Here is a 16095-nt window from a genome sequence, read left to right on the forward strand (position 1 = left end):
ATTACCTTCCTCCACCAGCACAGGCGCAGGCGCAGCCTGCACATGCACAGGCACAGGCGCAGGCACAAGAACTTCCCCCGCCGCCACTTCTACCTCCCGATGATGATGAAGTTGTGGATTTGGGAACAGGATTGGTTTTTTCTGTAATCCCGGAGGTGAATGATGTCACATCCCCAATTACTGAGGAAGCAAAGGATTGTACCCCGCCCACAATTGAAGCCGCAAAATCTGCTCCAGGAAGTGAAGGGAGAGAGGATCTTCCAGGTGCCTGCCCAACCTGAGAGGGTTTAGGTGAAACTGTTGAAGCCTTTCCAAACCCCGGATCGTATCTTCCCCACCATGAAGGAACGATAACTGGCCGGTTTGTAAAGACCTCGCGAGAACGGTCTTCAAATCTTCGATCGAGCATGGTCCAATCCATGGCTTTTTCGAATAAATCGCTTTGGACTTCAGGAGTGTCTGCGGCTTCCACCTGTTCCCAGGCTCGTCGAATGATGTCCTGGTAGTATTCGATGGTTTCTTTTCTGCTGAAACCTCTCATCTTCTCGCTGACTTCTTTGACGAGATTAACCATCAAATCTTGAAGCATTTTTCTTTTGGTGCTTAATTTTTCTTGTTTCATTGCTTCAAGGAAATCTTTCTCATAACTGCGCAGTTCTACGTTTTCAGGAACTGGTAGGACCTTAATTTTTAAGGGATTTCTGGAAATGACCTCAGCGGCTCCTTTGCGAACAACCGAGAAGAGGATCATGGTAAGGACCTTTTCCAGAGGCTGTTCCATCACAATTGCTGCTTCAACAGCCGTGAGGCCGCGCTTAATTCCGTTCCCTTCAATAGAGATCTTGGGAGGAAGGTATTGCAATTTTCGTTTCTTTTCTGCTTGAGAAACTCCCCAAATGACGAGTACAAAGAACCCGATGAAAGTAATTAAAATGATAGAAAAGCAGATTGCTCCTCCAGCCTCCTCGCTAATGACAGGCTCAGATACCAGCGCGGTACTATCAACCAGCCTGGCTGGAAATGCTGCCCCAAAAATATATTGGGTATAACTGTTGGCTTGAGAGGATTTCCAGCGGTAGAAGACGTTTCCATTTTGATCAAATCCGCTTTCAGGTTGAGGATTGTCGGGCCATCCCTTTGGAGTAAACCATCTTGGTTCTTCAGGCTTCAATCCTGGGGGCAGATGCAGAGTAACGCTGAAATTGGTGCTGCCAATAACGTACTCTTTACCAAAGGAGTTCGGCGAAAATTGAAAACTGGCATAGGCTTCGCCCACATCTTTTACCCGATTGGTTTTATACAACATGTTATAGATTTCGGGAATCCATACCTGTACTGTGCCACTTTCCCCGGGTTGGATGATTTGTTCAGGACTTAATTCCAGTGCGATTCCTGGAGACACATAGGGAGATTCCACAATTCGAAAAATAGGAGCACCATTGATCTGCGCTGTAATGTTAGACAATGCGTAATCATTTGTGGGAAGGCCGATATCTATTGCATCAATAGGCGCTCCAAAAGGCGAATTCTTAAATACAATCACATATTGTATTGAAACAACCCCGTTTGGAGAGACATATAAATCAACAATGTTTTCTGTTACCTCAAACTGCAAAGATTGTGCATTTCCTTGAGTATTAAGAAAAAGTAAAAATAGAAGGAATAAAAGACTCGCACGATAGAAAAGTCTTTTCATATTTTCATCCTTTGGCATTCTCTTTTTACCATTTTGGGTCTTCGGTCAATTGATATACGGTTGAACAGTAAGGACAGGTGACAACTGGCGCCCCATTAATCACCTTGATATTCTCTGCGGAAAGGGTTCCGCCACACGATCGACACTTTATTGTGTCAAGATTGACATTTGCTGGCAAGTCTAACTTTAAGGTGATATTTGAATCTGCTGTGGTCTTGGGCTTTTTAGATGTAAAGTAAAAAAGAACCAGTCCTATACTAACTGTAATGATTCCAATGACGATCCATCCTGGCTGTCCTTGAGCGCCAAAAGCCCCCCATATGAACAACACGCCAAAGAAAATCAATATGCTTGCGACAATATAGCCTATTGTTCTCATTTGCATTTTCTCCTAAGACAGTTTATAGCATTGATTATGATACCGGTTCAAGTTTAAAATGTCATAATTTTGTCAAAAATAAACCCCGGATTTATCCGGGGTTTGAAAGTAAGGGAAAAAAAGGACGTTATTTTTCTACAAAAATTTCAATGTAGAAAGTGCATTTTACCGTTGACCCGGCCGATAGTGTCCAATATGTGATCTGATAGCCGGCTTTTTCCGGCGCTTTCATGGTAATGGTTATGTCAATTGTACCGTCAGGGGGAACGGACTTGGGCAAATCGATAATATCGTTGCTTGTATGCATTGGTACGCCACCCTTAAATCGTACATCAATGCTGTCTGAACGCCATGGTTCCGTGCTGGTGTTCTGTAAAGTCCACGAAACTCTAAATGTTTCGCCTGCCTTAATGGTTTTCCCATCTTCTGGACTCTGTGCAAGCAATTTACATTTACCTTCCAATGGTAAACGTGCGTTGGTGGGATAGACTGTCTTTAGCATGGGTGTGGGTGATGGTAAGACAAAAGGAGTATTTGTCGGTGAAGGGGTAAAGGTGGGGCGCCTGGTAATCTCACTGAGAGCCGTGGGCTGTGCGGTTGGTGTCCATGTTGGTGGTAGTGCTTTGGGGGTAGAGGTGAAAGTTGGGACAAAAATTGTAGGTACAGGAGGGGGTGGGGGAAACGGATTCATGAAAAGGTATGGATTTTGGAATAACAAAAGGACCACAATAGCCACCAACACAATACCAATGAGCAGGATAATTGATAGAAAGTCCCAGATGGATTGTTTCATGTCCTTTGTCCTCAATTGTTATGATGTATAAAGTCCATTTTACACTTAATAAAAAGTGATGCAAAAAATATGCTAGGTTCAGGATTTTTCTTCAATGGCTTGCCAGTAGCCACGATCTAATTCATCATCACTTAAGTGGGCGTATCGTTGAGTAACAGCAATATTACGATGGCGGGCGAGTTCCTGTGCCAATTTTAAATTTCCAGACGAAGTAAGCACGCGGGTGACAAAATAGTGGCGAAAAGAGTGAGGTGTTATTTCGAGTGCAATGTTTTCATCAAGGAATTCCTTAACCCGCTCCTTGACAATATTCCTTCCGGTTGTAGTAGTAATGGGTTTTACTTTTTTGCCGCTTCCTTTATCGTGACGTGCAAAGATGGGAAGAGAGGACAAAGGTTTGCCACTATTCGAGTCTAAAAAGGCTCTCTTTGATAAATATTCCTTAATGGCTTCAATGGCGCGAGTAGAAAAACGTACTACAGCCTCCCGGTTACCTTTTCCAATAATTACTGCTTTGCCTTCATTCCAATCAATATCTCCGCGTCGTAAATTGCATGCTTCATGGACACGCAATCCTGTATCCGCTAGAGTCAATAAAAAAGCCCGATCTCGTAAAAAACGGAGTCTCTCAATTTCTTCAAGAGGTGTATCAGAGGGGAGCGCGTTAATTTTTTCTATCAACACTTCAATGTAATCTTTTGGAAATTGTGGTAGCCTTTGTCCTGGTTTACGGCTTCTTTGTCTGATTAAAAGTTTGACTCTCGGCAAATTGATATCAGCCAGTTTCTCGGCAGCGAGGAATTCGTAAAAATTTTTCAAAGCCGCAAGATACAAGGCCTCTGTCGCCGGGCTATGATATTTCAGGTACGTCGCAAACCATGCTACCGGTGTTTCGTCGAATTCTTTGATTGGCAAGGTGGTTGGATTAAGTCCATGTTCAATGATACATAGAATAAATGCGTTAAGGGCATTTTTGTAGGTCCGAAAGGTATGAGCACTACGAGATAATGATACGTTTTCCAGATACCGGGAAATGCTGTTCGATAAAGTGCTATCTTTTTTAGTGGATGATGTGAGATTTCCACTCTCCATGATTTTGATTATACGACACTATTTATTATCAATTTTCTTGCGGAGACGTTTGAACCGCTGGAAGCAATACGTGGAATTTACTTCCTGGCAAAGAAGTTTCATCACGTCCCGCGCTTTCTGCCCAAATACGTCCATGATGGGCTTCAACAATCCCTTTAGCAATTGTCAAGCCCAATCCTGGCCCAGCGCCCTTGAATTTTATATCTCCTGTGCTGTGAAGCAGGACATCTCCAATGCGATAAAATTTCTCAAAAATTTTCTCTGTATCTTCAGGTGCGATTCCTATGCCTGTATCTGCCACAGTAATTTGAACAAAAGTTTGCTGGGAAACTGGATCTTGAATTGTTTTCCCAGTAATAAAAATCTCTCGGTGATCTGGGGTTGACTTAATAGCATTTTGAAGGAGCTCAGAAAATACCTGTACCATTCTCTGGCTATCAGCCTGAATTAGAGGTAAATTACTAAGATCTGCAACATGGAGGGTTAGATTTCTTTCGTCCAATGCATTGCGCCATTTATCCACTGCAGCGCGAATAATAGTCGCCGGTTTGACTGGAGTGGGGTGAATTTCAAAGATCTGGGTCTCCAATTTGGAAATATCCAGCATTATACCGATAATTTCTTCAAGCCGCCTGGCTGCTTTTTTTATCCCCCCTACCATGTGTTCTAATGAACTTTGCGGCAAAGGTCCACTTTGTAACATTTCCCCAAGAAAATCGTTAAACCCCATGATTTGGGTAAGAGGCGTTCTCAACTCATGGGATGCAATGTTGATAAAATCAGTTTTTGCTTTATCCAGTCTGGATAACTCTTTGTTAGCCAGAGTTAATTCCAGGTTCAGTCTTTCGTTTTCTCGATTTCGTTTCAATAAATCTTCATATAAAAGGGCATTCTTCAGGGCCACTGCAGTTTGATCAGCGATGGCTTGAAGGAATAATATTTCTTCCTCGAAAAATCGATCTCCAGAGGGTTTGGCACCGATAATCAATAAACCAAGCCATTCAGATTGAAACAGGATGGGAATAATAACATCTCCCTTATAGGAACGTATGGTGTTTTTTTCTTCTTCGGGCACCTCTGCAAAAATATCGGAAAAATCAAGAACATACTGGAGGATTGGGCTTTTATGTTCTTGCAAATGAATTAAAAATGGACTTTGTTTTGAAACGATCAGAGGAGTACTGAGTGGATTCAGATTGTTTTGAAATTCGATAGTATCCTCTTTATCGCTGGCGGTAAGCAACAAAATATGATCAATTGAAAAGGTCTGATGAAGTAATTCTGAGAGGTGATTGAAAAGGGTTTCCAGATTACTTAATGAGGCAATTGTTCTTGAATAATTGGATAATAGTGAAGTGTAATTTTTTTTACTTTGCCATAAGCGTCTGCGAATGTATTTTCGAGTTGTACCAATCAATGGGTAAATCAGGACAGAAAATAACAACCCTCCACCCAGAAGTATCACAATAATTTGGCTCAAGCCAGAGTTAAGGCTGATCAGGAGAAAGAAACCCAGCGCAAGAGTGAACAGTAAATAAACCACAAGGGTTTCAAGAACTAAGGATAAACCTCTACGGACAAGCAGGATTAAATCGGGAAGATCGGTTCTCCATTGAATGTAAATTACGCAAGTAAAAGTCAGGGTAAGAAAAACAATGGACAGGAGAGGATAATTCAGCAAAAAACATGGAATGGATAAACCAAAAAGAAGATTTACAGCAAACCAAAAAAGAATGCGATTTCTGTATAAGGCTGTGGGGTTTTTCTTATATAGGGTAGCAAGATAGACGAAAGAAACTCCCAACAGAAGAAAAGGCAGAACCCAAAGTAGAATTATTATCGCCTGGGGGAGAAGTGGAGGGAGAGCAATTACACCTTTCAATGAGGCAGTGTAAAACAATAACAGAACAATACCTGTCAGGTATCCTGCAAGATACCAAAAAACATTTTCATGATAACGTGGGTAAGCATAACGGGATAACCTTACAATAGCAAGTGCGCTCCAAAAGAATAAAAACGGAGGAATACTTGATAATATTTCACCGTTTAAGTATTCTGAAAAAATTTCTAGTAGTCCCATTAAGAGGATGGGGGAGAACAGATAGAAAACTTTCGTGATTCGCTCTTTCCTTTTCTCAATTTTTGTCCATAAAATAAATAATAGCGTAGATGCAATAATGAGCGAACCCAATGAAATTTGTTCTATTGTTGACATAAATTCTATGGTTTGATGAACATTGGGAGAACGGTTTTATTTTTTTCTTCTAAAGAATATTCTTGAAAAAGAAAAGATAATACCACTGACAATCCCGGCAACTATTCCAAACAGGATGGATTCTTTCGTGCCAAAAGCCGATTGGACATTCCCATGAACATGTTGCCCAAACAGAAAGACTGTATTTATGTTTTCTCCACGAATTTCTTTTCCCGCTAATACCACACTGCCAGATTGATCCAGAGTTGTGTTCCCATTTACGATAAGCACTTTAGCCCCACTTTGATCCAGACTGGCATTTCCGTTGATGATTGCCAGATTGGTAGCAGAACTGGAAAAACTGGCTTGTTGAGCCTGAGAAAACACAATACCGCTGTTTTGTGTTGAAAGGGTTGATGTTTTTGAAAAAACAACTCCGCCCTGACGAATAACCACCTCATTGGCTTCAAGGGATGTTACGGCTCCCTGTTTGACAACCACACGATCTCCGATAACTCGCTTCTCAACCCCTTGAATTTCGATTGCGGGAGATTCCCTTTTTTCTTGTGCATCAATTTCCGACATGGACCGCTCCTTATGACATTCCCGGCATCCAGAAATCGCCAAGGTTTAATCCAAAGCGAAGATAAAGAGAAACGACCAGGATCAGGATAGAAAAACCGATCAGCACAAAATCGCCTGTCTTGAAATGTAAATTTTCAATCCAGGATCGTTTTTTCAATCCAAAACACCTCAAATCCATTGCATTAGCAATGTCTTCTCCAGCGAGGATGGAATTCATGGTTACCGGCACCATCAACGGAGCCATTCGGCGAATTCTCTGAAAGATGTTCATTTTCCCTTTGTCAATCTCAAAACCTCGCGCTCGTTGTGCGTCAAGAGTGACGTTGAAATCTCGAGCAATTGTGGGGATAAACCGGAATGCAAGGTCCATCGTATAAGCAAGTTTATCCGGAAAGCCCAACCCTTTGAAAGTAACGCCATATAATCGAGGATCCATTGTGAATGGGAGAATGATGAACAAACTGGCAATGGAAATAATGCGAAGATACTGAGTAAGGGCAAACCACAGACGTTCAACTGTAAGCACATAAAAAGTTTCAAATAGAGGAATTTTCAGGGAGAATAAGGGCGTTCCGCCACGGATTGTCCCGCCTACAGTCTCTACTCCTGTGATGATGGTGTTGATAAAAATCATAATGCTAGAGAGTACCAGGATAAAAATCCAGGCTCTTTTGGTCTCCTGCCAGGTCACTTTACTGACAAAAAATTGGATAAGAGTGATTACAAAGAAAACGGATAATATACGTAAATCCCAAAACAACACAATTGAAAATAGCATACAAAAGGCAAAAATCCATCTTGCCCTTGGGTCTATTTTCTCAAGAATGCTTTGATGTGGACGGTAACCGAAATTAGCAATCATAGGTTTTGTAAGGTCTTGAGGGGAGAGTTTTACTCTCCCCTCAAGAATAAATTATCTTCCTGAGCGGGCCTGGATTGCACTGTAGGCAACCATAAGAATGGGGACAAGGATCAAACCATTCACCAGGTTAGTGGTCACTGAAGGAATGAAATTCATGGAGACGGTTGTGGCAAAATCTACGCCGGAAACCCACAATTCGGAGATCGCCGCGACACCGATACCGACCAGCACACCAACAATTACCATTCCTTCGGCTTTCAGAATATCTGAAGTATCTTTGAAGTTTTTAATTCCCAGGTAAATCAAACCGGGGAAGAAGCCCATTAGGCCATTGGCTAAATCCCACCAGGGCCAAAAGCCGTAACCCGAGAGCAGGTCGCCAATGATGTTCCCCAAGATTCCGGAAATGAATCCCACGATAGGCCCGAAGGCAACACCAAAAAACATTGGAATTGCTACGGCAGGGCGGATTGCAACATTTCCTGCTCCGGGAATTTGAAGCATGTTTGTTGCGTAGGACAGAACCCCGTACAACGCCGCGCCAATGGCGGCAAAGACAACTTCACGAGTCCCAAAACTCCACAAAGATTTTTTCATCTTCCTACTCCTTTCAATGAATATTATATGAAATTTGCAAGCAATTCTGCCCGCAAAAATTTCTTCGTTTTAGGTAGCAGTTTCAGATTGAGAGATAAAAGAGATGTGGGTAGCACATGGGCTTTCTCTAAGGTACTGATATCTTTTAACACCTCTTCCGGGGCACCGTCGCGAATAATTTGCCCATTCGCCATCAAGATCACTCTGTTTGCGTAAGCAATTGCCAGATCCAGATCATGGGTGATGAAGAGAATGGCATCATATCCGGGCATATCAAGGATGGAAGACATGAAAGAGTGGTAATTCCAGTAATCCTGACCGGCAGTAGGTTCATCCATCATAAGGATGCGTGATTTCATAGAAAGAACAGAGGCAATGCTGACTCGTTTCTGCTGTCCAAAAGACAATGCCAGAGGGGGAGTTTGTTTTTCTCCTTCAAGATGGACGGTTTGGATTGCCCAATCTACATTTTTTTGGATTTCTTCCTTGGAGAATCCCAGATTTTGTGGACCAAAGGTTAATTCCTGCTCGACCGTTGGGGCAAATAGCATCTGGGTTGGGCTTTGAAAAACATACCCTATTGTATGAGCCGCCTCAGCAATAGTCATTTTTCTCGTATCTTTTCCGTCCAGATAAACCGTTCCACTGGTAGGTTTTAACAATCCCAGCGCGTGTTTCACCAAAGTGGTTTTGCCAGCGCCGTTATGCCCAAGTATAGCGGTGATTTCTCCCTTATGAATTGAAAAATTGATATTTTTTAGTGTCAAAGGTAAATCCTGGCGATATTGGAAAGAAACATTTTCAAAGCGGAGGAGTTCTGAAGAAGTATCTGGTTCAAAACTCCGAGTCCTTTGAGGAAATTGGATTGATTTTGCTCTCTGAGCGACAATTTCTGCAGGGAGTTTTACCTTTGAAAAATCCGCAATTTCCAGAAATCCTTTCACATCTCCCTGGTATGTGATTTCACCGTCTTCCATGAACATGATTAAATCTGGTTCAATAGCGAGGACGTCTTCAACACGGTGTTCAACCAGTAATATTGAAATCCCATCTTCGGCAAGGCGTTTAAATAACTTCAATGCTTCTGCAGCAGAGGCGGGATCGAGGCTCGCCAGAGGTTCATCCAGCAATAGTAATTTGGGTTCCATCACAAGAACACCTGCAAGGGCGACTTTTTGCTTTTCGCCGCCTGATAATTTAAAAGTTTCCTTGTACTTGAGATGGTCAATTCCCAAATATTCTAAAGTTTTGTCCACTCGTTGAAGAATGCGGAGGCGCGGTACACCAAGATTTTCTAATCCGAATGCCACTTCATTAAGAACGTGGCTTGCGACGATTTGCCTTTCAGGATCCTGTAACAATGTTCCTACATGCTGAGAGAGTTGAAGCAATGAGAGTTGAGTTACATCATGACCAAAAACACTGATCTTGCCAGACATTTCCCCTTTGTAAATTGTGGGGGCTAAACCGTTAATACAACGCATAAGGGTAGTTTTACCGCAACCACTTGAGCCGGCAAGTAAAATGATCTGTCCAGGTTGTATAGAAAAAGAGATATTTTTAATTGCAGGTAATTCCCGCCTTTCATAACGGAAAGTCAGGTTTTCGACAACAAGGGGAAGAGGTGAATGAGGTGTCTGCATAGATTGTCAACCTATGACGAAAGGATAACTTTAATCGGGGTGCGCGTATTGCATTGCGCTCTGGATGCGGCATTCCCATTGACAATAGCAATAGCGAGATAATGGTCAGAATCAATGAAAGCAACCCATTCTCCTGGTTGTCGTTCGCCAAAGGTCTTATTCAGTCCTTTGATGGTGATATCCTTAAACGAAAAGGTTAATTGATGGGGTGGGTATTGTAAGAGCCATTCACCTGGAATATTGGTGCTCAAATTCCCAAAATGGTCAATGTCAATAATTTCGCCAACGATTTGATCTGCCAGTACCTGGGGTTGAGGAAGATCTAACATAACCGGGTTTTCGATATAACTACCCAGTTCAGAAAGAGGCACTCCGTTTGCGAGGTGCGCAGCAACCGGTGCGAAAATATCTCTGCCGTGGAACACATGACTTACATTTTCTAACCAGTATTGTGGTTGATTTAATTCCACACACTCGAAGGGGATGCCCTTTTCTATAACTGCTAACAAAGGAAAAGTGAAGAGTCCGTTATCAGGACCCACAAAATAATGTTCTCCAATTTTAGCCGCAACTGGACGACGCCTGGTGCCTACTCCAGGGTCAACAACTGCAATGTGAATAGTGCCTTGTGGAAAGTAAGGATAAGATCGTTCGAGAATTCGCGCCCCCCGGTAAATATCTTGGGGTGGGATAAGATGGGTAATATCAACAATTTTTACCTCAGGGGCGATTCGATAAATCACCCCCTTCATGATACCTGGATATCCATCTTGTAGGCCAAAATCTGTGAGAATTGTGATAAGTTTCATGGAAAACATTCGTCTGTGGTAGATTTTTATTATTATAACATGCAGGTTTTTTTTACTCCCTGCTTTTACTTCAAAATTCTAAAAAAAACCTTCAATTAATTATCGGCTATGAACTACAGCGATAATACTCCCTTTGAAGGATTGAAGTTCATGCTCAATATGACACTTTACTATTCAGGAAGTGATGAAGACGAATAGACTTGAAGAATAGAAACCTGTATAAAATAGACAAATCACCCTTTTAAGAGGAGAATTATGCATCCCCTTCTTCCTTTTTTTAAACCCCAAGGCGTGGCAATTATTGGAGCGTCTTCTAATCCAACGAAACTCAGTTTTGGGATATTCAGAAATTTGCTTCAATATGGCTATCAGGGAAAAATCTATCCTGTAAACCCAAATGCCAGTGAGATTTTAGGGTTAACTTGCTACCCGGATATTCACAGTGTTCCTGATCCTGTTGATTTGGCAGTCTCTGTTGTAGCGTCTCACTTGACGCCTTCCGTTGTTGAGGCGTGCGGTCAGCGGGGGATAAAAGCGGTTACGATTATCTCTGGCGGATTTCGTGAAATTGGTCCGGAAGGGGAAAAGTTAGAAAGGCAGTGCTTGGAAATTGCCGGCAAGTATGGGATGCGTTTGGTTGGTCCCAATTGTGTGGGAACGATGGATTTGTACTCAGGTTTAAATACTACCTTCATTCATGGAGTTCCTGAGAAAGGGCATATAGGATTCCTTTCTCAGTCCGGTGCCATCTGCGGGGGGATTGTGGACTATGTGAGAGGAAAACACATTGGCTTCTCCAACTTTGTCAGTTTAGGGAATGAAGCGGATGTCACAGAAACAGATATGATTGAATACCTGGCAGAAGATCCGGACACGCGAGTAATCGCCCTTTATGTAGAAGCCATTAAGGACGGAGCCCGTTTCATGAGAGTATGTGAAGAGGTGGGAAAAACCAAGCCTGTTGTCCTGTTAAAAGCAGGAAAAACTCAGGCTGGTGCAAAAGCAGTCTCATCCCATACAGGTTCCATTGCAGGCGCGATCACAGCATACAAAACGGCCTTTAAGCAATCTGGCGTCATTGAAGTTGACACTGTGATTGACCTCTTTGATATTGCCCATGCGCTTACCTGTCAGATGTTACCTCGGGGAAACCGTGCAGTGATTCTCACAAATTCCGGAGGTCCTGCGGCATTAGCCTCTGATAGTCTGGGACTGCATGGGTTCGCTCTGGCGACTCTGGCTCAAGAGACGCAGAATAATTTGCGGAAATTCCTGAATCCCAGCGCTCAGGTGGCAAATCCGGTGGATATGCTGGGAGGTGCAGAACCCGAAGATTATGAGCGGTCATTTCGAGAGATTGCTGGAGACCCAAATGTCGATATTCTAATACCGATCCTGGTTCCACAGGCTTTGATAAAGGCTGAAAAAGTGGCAGAGGCTATTGTCAATGCCAGCAGAGGGGTAAACAAACCAGTCCTTTGCTGCTTCATGGGGGATGAGGCTGTGCAGGAAGCTCGTCGTGTCCTGCATGGAAACGGTATTCCGATGTTTACCTTTCCCGATTCTATAGGACGGGTGTTGGCTTCCATGAGGTTTTATTCTCAATGGATCGAAAAGTCCGGTAAAAAAGTGAACATAGAAATCTCCCGGGATCAGAAAGTCGTAGAAAAAATTTTAGAAAGTTATAGAGATCTTTTATCCATTGGGGAGATAGATACTCGGCCAGTTCTTGAGGCTTATGGGATTCCCGTTGTGGAAGGTGGTTTCGCTGCCTCATTGGAAGAAGCGAAGTTGTTGTATCGGCAGATTGGACCTTCCGTTGTCATCAAAGTTGTTTCTCCTCAAATCCTGCACAAATCTGATGTTGGGGGAATTCGTGTAGGTATTAACAGTGTAGCGGAACTGGAAAGCGCATTTTCCAGTATGATGGAAGATGTAAGAAAGAAATGTCCTGAAGCCCAAATTATGGGTGTTCTGATTGAAAAAATGGCTCCCAAAGGACAGGAGATTATTATTGGAATGAAGCGTGATCCAGTATTTGGTCCTTTGATGATGTTTGGCTTTGGAGGTATTTTTGTTGAGGTGTTTCAAGATGTAGCCTTTCGGGTTGCTCCCATGGATTTACAGGATGCTAAAGATATGATTTTTGAAACAAAATCAGGGAAACTGCTCCAGGGATATCGCAATCTTCCTGAATTCGATGTAGATTCGATCGTCAGTTGTATTCAAAAGTTGGGACAATTGGCTTTAGATTTTCCGCAAATAGCAGAAGTAGAAATTAATCCCTGTCTGGTTTTACCGAAAGGGCATGGTGTTCTGGCATTGGACGGGCGAATCGTGCTGGCTAAGGAGTAGCAAATGAAGCGATTATTATCCGGTAATGAAGCAGTGGCAAGGGGGGCTTGGACTGCAGGGGCAGTTGTGGGGTCAGGTTATCCAGGCACTCCCAGTACAGAGATTCTGGAGACTTTTGCTCTGTATCCTGGTGTATATGCGGAATGGGCTCCGAACGAGAAAGTTGCTCTGGATGTAGCCATCGGTGCGGCTTATGCCGGGCGCAGAGCCTTTGCGACCATGAAACATGTTGGTTTGAACGTGGCTGCAGATTCCCTTTTTTATGCTGCGATGACGGGGATTGAAGCGGGGTTAGTCATTGTCTCTGCGGACGATCCCTCCATGCATTCTTCTCAAAATGAACAGGATAATCGTCAGTACGCTAAATTTGCTCGCATTCCGTGTTTAGACCCTGCAGATAGCCAGGAGGCGCATGATTTTACTATTTCTGCATTCAACTTGAGTGAGCAATTTGATACCCCGGTTTTGTTGAGATTGACTACCCGAGTTTGCCATACCAGCACCACAGTAGAAATAACAGAACAGCGTTTTACCCCTTCAGAACGTATCAAATACCCCCGGAATATTGCAAAATACGTCATGGTTCCGGCAAATGCGCGCCGGCGGCATGGTGTAATTGAGCACCGTATTCAGGAAGTCTCTCAGTATGCAGAAACCTTTCCCCACAATCGAATGGAGATGCGATCTCCCAGGTTGGGAATCATCACCGGTGGGATTGCTTACCAGTATGCCAGAGAAGTCTTTCCAGATGCCAGCATCTTGAAGTTGGGTATGGTTTATCCAGTACCTTCCAAGATGATTAAACAATTTGCGTCTATGGTGGAGCGATTAATTGTATTGGAAGAACTGGATCCTTTTATTGAGCATCAGGTGCGTTTATTGGGGATTGATGTATATCGCGGAAATCAGGACTTGGATTCGTCGAAGAGTATTTTTCCGGTCGTTGGAGAATTGAATGCACAAATTGTCCGCGTTTCTGCTATTGAGGCAGGATTGATTCAAGATATTCATGACCATGAAGGTTTCCAAATCTCTGGTGTGGAATTGCCTCAACGTCCTCCCGTATTGTGTCCCGGTTGTCCTCACAGAGGGGCTTTTTTTGTTTTGAGCAAATTAAAAGTTCCTGTCAATGGGGATATTGGTTGTTATACCCTGGGGCTTACCGAGCCGCTAAACGCGATTCATACCTGTGGTTGCATGGGAGCAAGTATAGGAGTTGCCCATGGGGCTGCTGTAGCGGGCGATCAGGAACGGCATGTGGCAGTCGTTGGGGATTCGACTTTTTTCCATACAGGCATTCCGGCACTTATCAATGTGCTTTACAACCGCAGTAACGTGATCACCATTATCATGGATAATCGGGTTACGGGTATGACCGGGCATCAAGATAATCCCGGTACGGGAAAAACCTTACAGGGAAAAGAGACGGTTGAAGTAGATATTGAGAAGGTAGTTAAGGCGCTTGGTTTTACCCATGTAAAAACTGTGAATGGCTATGATGTTGAGAACATCGAAAAAACTTTAAAGGAATGGATGAAAATGACTGAACCGGCAGTGCTAATCACCCGTGAAGAATGCGCTTTATTGCCTGAAGCCAGAATGAAATATGTACCTTTAGAGGTTATTGAGGAAAAATGTAATGGTTGCACCATGTGTTTTCGGGTAGGATGCCCTGCTATTTCAAAGTCTGAAAAATTGGATCCTCAATACCAGCGTCCCCTGGCAGTTATTGATCCTGCTTTATGCACAGGTTGTGAAATTTGTGCTCAGGTTTGTCCAAGGGATGCTATCTTATTCCGGAATCAGGTTCTTCCAAAAGCAGAAGTCTAATAGAAAAAGGTGCACAAGCATGGAAAATCACCGGTTTGTACTGGTTGGGGTTGGCGGCCAGGGGACGATTCTGGCGAGTAATCTACTCGCAGAAATTGGTTTGCTTCTGGGGCTGGATGTGAAAAAAGCAGAGATTCATGGTATGTCCCAACGAGGTGGAAGTGTGGTTTCCAATGTGGTTTGGGGTAATCCTGTTTATTCTCCTGTAATTGGACAGGGTGAAGCGGACACCTTAATTGCCTTTGAAAAACTGGAAGCCCTTCGATATTTGCCTTTGTTGAAACTATCTGGACGAGTGTTTATCAATTGTCATAAAATTGAACCAATAACAGTATCCTCCGGAAAACAGGTTTATCCGGGAGACACTGTCATTGAAAATGCTCTCAGACAGCGTGCGTCAATGATTCTCTGGATTCCAGCCAATGAAATTGCAGAAAAAATTGGCAATATCCGGGTTGCCAACAGTGTTATGATCGGGGCGGTATTAAAGACGTTAGAAATCGATTTTGAGTACGGAATTAAAGCCTTAGAAAAAGTGATTCAGCCCCAGTACCGGGAGCTGAATCTCCAGGCGTTAACAGCAGGTTTTGAGTGGCAACCAGAATAACAGGGATAAGGGTCAAAGTGGTTCAGCCATACATTTGTGTGTAATCTTCAATGGCTGCCTGGACGATTTGCATGGCTTTTTCGTTGTTGTAAACGTCTTCAATGTAAGTTAAGTTTTCTTTGCCGGGAACAAGTTTATACGTACTGAAATAATGTCTCAATCTTTCAACAAGGACCGGTGGTAATTGTGAAATGTCATTAACGTTTTCCCAATAACTGTCATTTGCAAGAATGGCAATGATTTTATCGTCGGCTTCATCATTATCAATCATGCGCAAGCCACCAACCACCCGAGCGTTCAAGACGACCTCTGATTTGGTAATAGGGCGTTCGCTGATGACGCAAATATCCAGAGGGTCACCATCGCCTTTATATTTATTGGGAAAAATAGATCCAACTGTAGTGCCACAGTAGGTTCGTGGAATAAACCCATATAGAGTAGGTGGCTGTGAGGAGGAACGTTGTGGGCGATCCACCCGAAGGTACCCTGTGACCTTATCAACCTCGTATTTAACCAGGTCAAAAGGGGTAATTTCAATATAAGCATGAACAATCTGGGGAGGGTTTGGCCCAATTTCAAGTCCATGCCAGGGATGAGGACGCCAGCGGTAAAATGGTTTTGGAAAAGTCACAATGTTCCTCCTTGCCAGTTTT

The 16095-nt window shown here is 43.2% G+C and carries 14 protein-coding genes; 3 read left to right on the forward strand and 11 right to left on the reverse strand.

The window, feature by feature from the left end; all coding sequences use genetic code 11:
• Position 1: 1 nt before the first annotated feature.
• The 10 genes from LHF31_RS09465 to LHF31_RS09510 all read right to left on the reverse strand — a co-directional run bounded on the left by LHF31_RS09465 (position 2) and on the right by LHF31_RS09510 (position 10650).
• Complete coding sequence (locus LHF31_RS09465; RefSeq protein WP_298003466.1) at positions 2–1696, reverse strand: hypothetical protein; 1695 nt, start codon at positions 1694–1696, stop codon at positions 2–4.
• Between the two features lie 25 nt (positions 1697–1721).
• The gene (locus LHF31_RS09470) at positions 1722–2075 is read right to left on the reverse strand and encodes a hypothetical protein (protein ID WP_298003463.1); all 354 of its coding nucleotides are present in this window, start codon (positions 2073–2075) and stop codon (positions 1722–1724) included.
• Positions 2076–2202: 127 nt separating this feature from the next.
• On the reverse strand, positions 2203–2868 hold the full coding sequence (locus tag LHF31_RS09475; RefSeq protein ID WP_298003459.1) for an NBR1-Ig-like domain-containing protein: 666 nt from the start codon (positions 2866–2868) through the stop codon (positions 2203–2205).
• 78 nt (positions 2869–2946) lie between these two features.
• The gene (locus tag LHF31_RS09480) at positions 2947–3960 is read right to left on the reverse strand and encodes a tyrosine-type recombinase/integrase (RefSeq protein WP_298003456.1); all 1014 of its coding nucleotides are present in this window, start codon (positions 3958–3960) and stop codon (positions 2947–2949) included.
• Between the two features lie 28 nt (positions 3961–3988).
• On the reverse strand, positions 3989–6175 hold the full coding sequence (locus LHF31_RS09485) for a GAF domain-containing sensor histidine kinase (protein ID WP_298003454.1): 2187 nt from the start codon (positions 6173–6175) through the stop codon (positions 3989–3991).
• Positions 6176–6211: 36 nt separating this feature from the next.
• Positions 6212–6739, reverse strand: a complete 528-nt coding sequence (locus tag LHF31_RS09490; protein WP_298003451.1) for a hypothetical protein — start codon at positions 6737–6739, stop codon at positions 6212–6214.
• A gap of 10 nt (positions 6740–6749) precedes the next feature.
• On the reverse strand, positions 6750–7601 hold the full coding sequence (locus LHF31_RS09495) for an energy-coupling factor transporter transmembrane protein EcfT (protein ID WP_298003448.1): 852 nt from the start codon (positions 7599–7601) through the stop codon (positions 6750–6752).
• A gap of 51 nt (positions 7602–7652) precedes the next feature.
• Positions 7653–8198 (reverse strand): ECF transporter S component, encoded by a 546-nt coding sequence (locus LHF31_RS09500; RefSeq protein WP_298003445.1) that lies wholly within the window; start codon positions 8196–8198, stop codon positions 7653–7655.
• A 23-nt stretch (positions 8199–8221) separates the two neighbouring features.
• Positions 8222–9841: an ABC transporter ATP-binding protein gene (locus tag LHF31_RS09505; RefSeq protein WP_298003442.1), complete on the reverse strand. Its 1620-nt coding sequence runs from the start codon at positions 9839–9841 to the stop codon at positions 8222–8224.
• A gap of 11 nt (positions 9842–9852) precedes the next feature.
• Positions 9853–10650 carry an S-adenosyl-l-methionine hydroxide adenosyltransferase family protein gene (locus tag LHF31_RS09510; RefSeq protein WP_298003439.1) on the reverse strand — a complete coding sequence of 266 codons (798 nt, stop codon included), beginning with the start codon at positions 10648–10650 and terminating at the stop codon, positions 9853–9855.
• A gap of 255 nt (positions 10651–10905) precedes the next feature.
• On the opposite strand from LHF31_RS09510, the gene LHF31_RS09515 reads away from it, so the two are divergent.
• The 3 genes from LHF31_RS09515 to LHF31_RS09525 are packed head-to-tail and all read left to right on the forward strand — an operon-like array spanning position 10906 to position 15442.
• A complete protein-coding gene (locus tag LHF31_RS09515; RefSeq protein WP_298003436.1) occupies positions 10906–13005 on the forward strand; it encodes an acetate--CoA ligase family protein in 2100 nt (699 codons plus the stop codon).
• 3 nt (positions 13006–13008) lie between these two features.
• On the forward strand, positions 13009–14835 hold the full coding sequence (gene iorA, locus LHF31_RS09520) for an indolepyruvate ferredoxin oxidoreductase subunit alpha (protein WP_298003433.1): 1827 nt from the start codon (positions 13009–13011) through the stop codon (positions 14833–14835).
• Positions 14836–14854: 19 nt separating this feature from the next.
• Positions 14855–15442, forward strand: coding sequence for an indolepyruvate oxidoreductase subunit beta (locus LHF31_RS09525; protein WP_298003431.1), 588 nt, complete (start codon positions 14855–14857; stop codon positions 15440–15442).
• 22 nt (positions 15443–15464) lie between these two features.
• Here LHF31_RS09525 and LHF31_RS09530 read toward each other — a convergent pair whose 3' ends face one another.
• On the reverse strand, positions 15465–16073 hold the full coding sequence (locus tag LHF31_RS09530; protein WP_298003428.1) for an inorganic pyrophosphatase: 609 nt from the start codon (positions 16071–16073) through the stop codon (positions 15465–15467).
• Between the last annotated feature and the right edge of the window lie 22 nt (positions 16074–16095).

The organism is Anaerolinea thermophila, assembly GCF_020723905.1.
In the GTDB taxonomy this organism is placed as follows: domain Bacteria; phylum Chloroflexota; class Anaerolineae; order Anaerolineales; family Anaerolineaceae; genus Anaerolinea; species Anaerolinea thermophila_A.

What these genes read in the sequence shown, in the direction of transcription:
- LHF31_RS09500 (WP_298003445.1), bottom strand. Translation starts at nt 8,198, where the DNA reads ATGAAAAAATCTTTGTGGAGTTTTGGGACTCGTGAAGTTGTCTTTGCC.
- iorA (WP_298003433.1), top strand. Translation starts at nt 13,009, where the DNA reads ATGAAGCGATTATTATCCGGTAATGAAGCAGTGGCAAGGGGGGCTTGG.
- LHF31_RS09490 (WP_298003451.1), bottom strand. Translation starts at nt 6,739, where the DNA reads ATGTCGGAAATTGATGCACAAGAAAAAAGGGAATCTCCCGCAATCGAA.
- LHF31_RS09465 (WP_298003466.1), bottom strand. Translation starts at nt 1,696, where the DNA reads ATGAAAAGACTTTTCTATCGTGCGAGTCTTTTATTCCTTCTATTTTTA.
- LHF31_RS09480 (WP_298003456.1), bottom strand. Translation starts at nt 3,960, where the DNA reads ATGGAGAGTGGAAATCTCACATCATCCACTAAAAAAGATAGCACTTTA.
- LHF31_RS09470 (WP_298003463.1), bottom strand. Translation starts at nt 2,075, where the DNA reads ATGAGAACAATAGGCTATATTGTCGCAAGCATATTGATTTTCTTTGGC.
- LHF31_RS09515 (WP_298003436.1), top strand. Translation starts at nt 10,906, where the DNA reads ATGCATCCCCTTCTTCCTTTTTTTAAACCCCAAGGCGTGGCAATTATT.
- LHF31_RS09485 (WP_298003454.1), bottom strand. Translation starts at nt 6,175, where the DNA reads ATGTCAACAATAGAACAAATTTCATTGGGTTCGCTCATTATTGCATCT.
- LHF31_RS09525 (WP_298003431.1), top strand. Translation starts at nt 14,855, where the DNA reads ATGGAAAATCACCGGTTTGTACTGGTTGGGGTTGGCGGCCAGGGGACG.
- LHF31_RS09475 (WP_298003459.1), bottom strand. Translation starts at nt 2,868, where the DNA reads ATGAAACAATCCATCTGGGACTTTCTATCAATTATCCTGCTCATTGGT.
- LHF31_RS09495 (WP_298003448.1), bottom strand. Translation starts at nt 7,601, where the DNA reads ATGATTGCTAATTTCGGTTACCGTCCACATCAAAGCATTCTTGAGAAA.
- LHF31_RS09510 (WP_298003439.1), bottom strand. Translation starts at nt 10,650, where the DNA reads ATGAAACTTATCACAATTCTCACAGATTTTGGCCTACAAGATGGATAT.
- LHF31_RS09505 (WP_298003442.1), bottom strand. Translation starts at nt 9,841, where the DNA reads ATGCAGACACCTCATTCACCTCTTCCCCTTGTTGTCGAAAACCTGACT.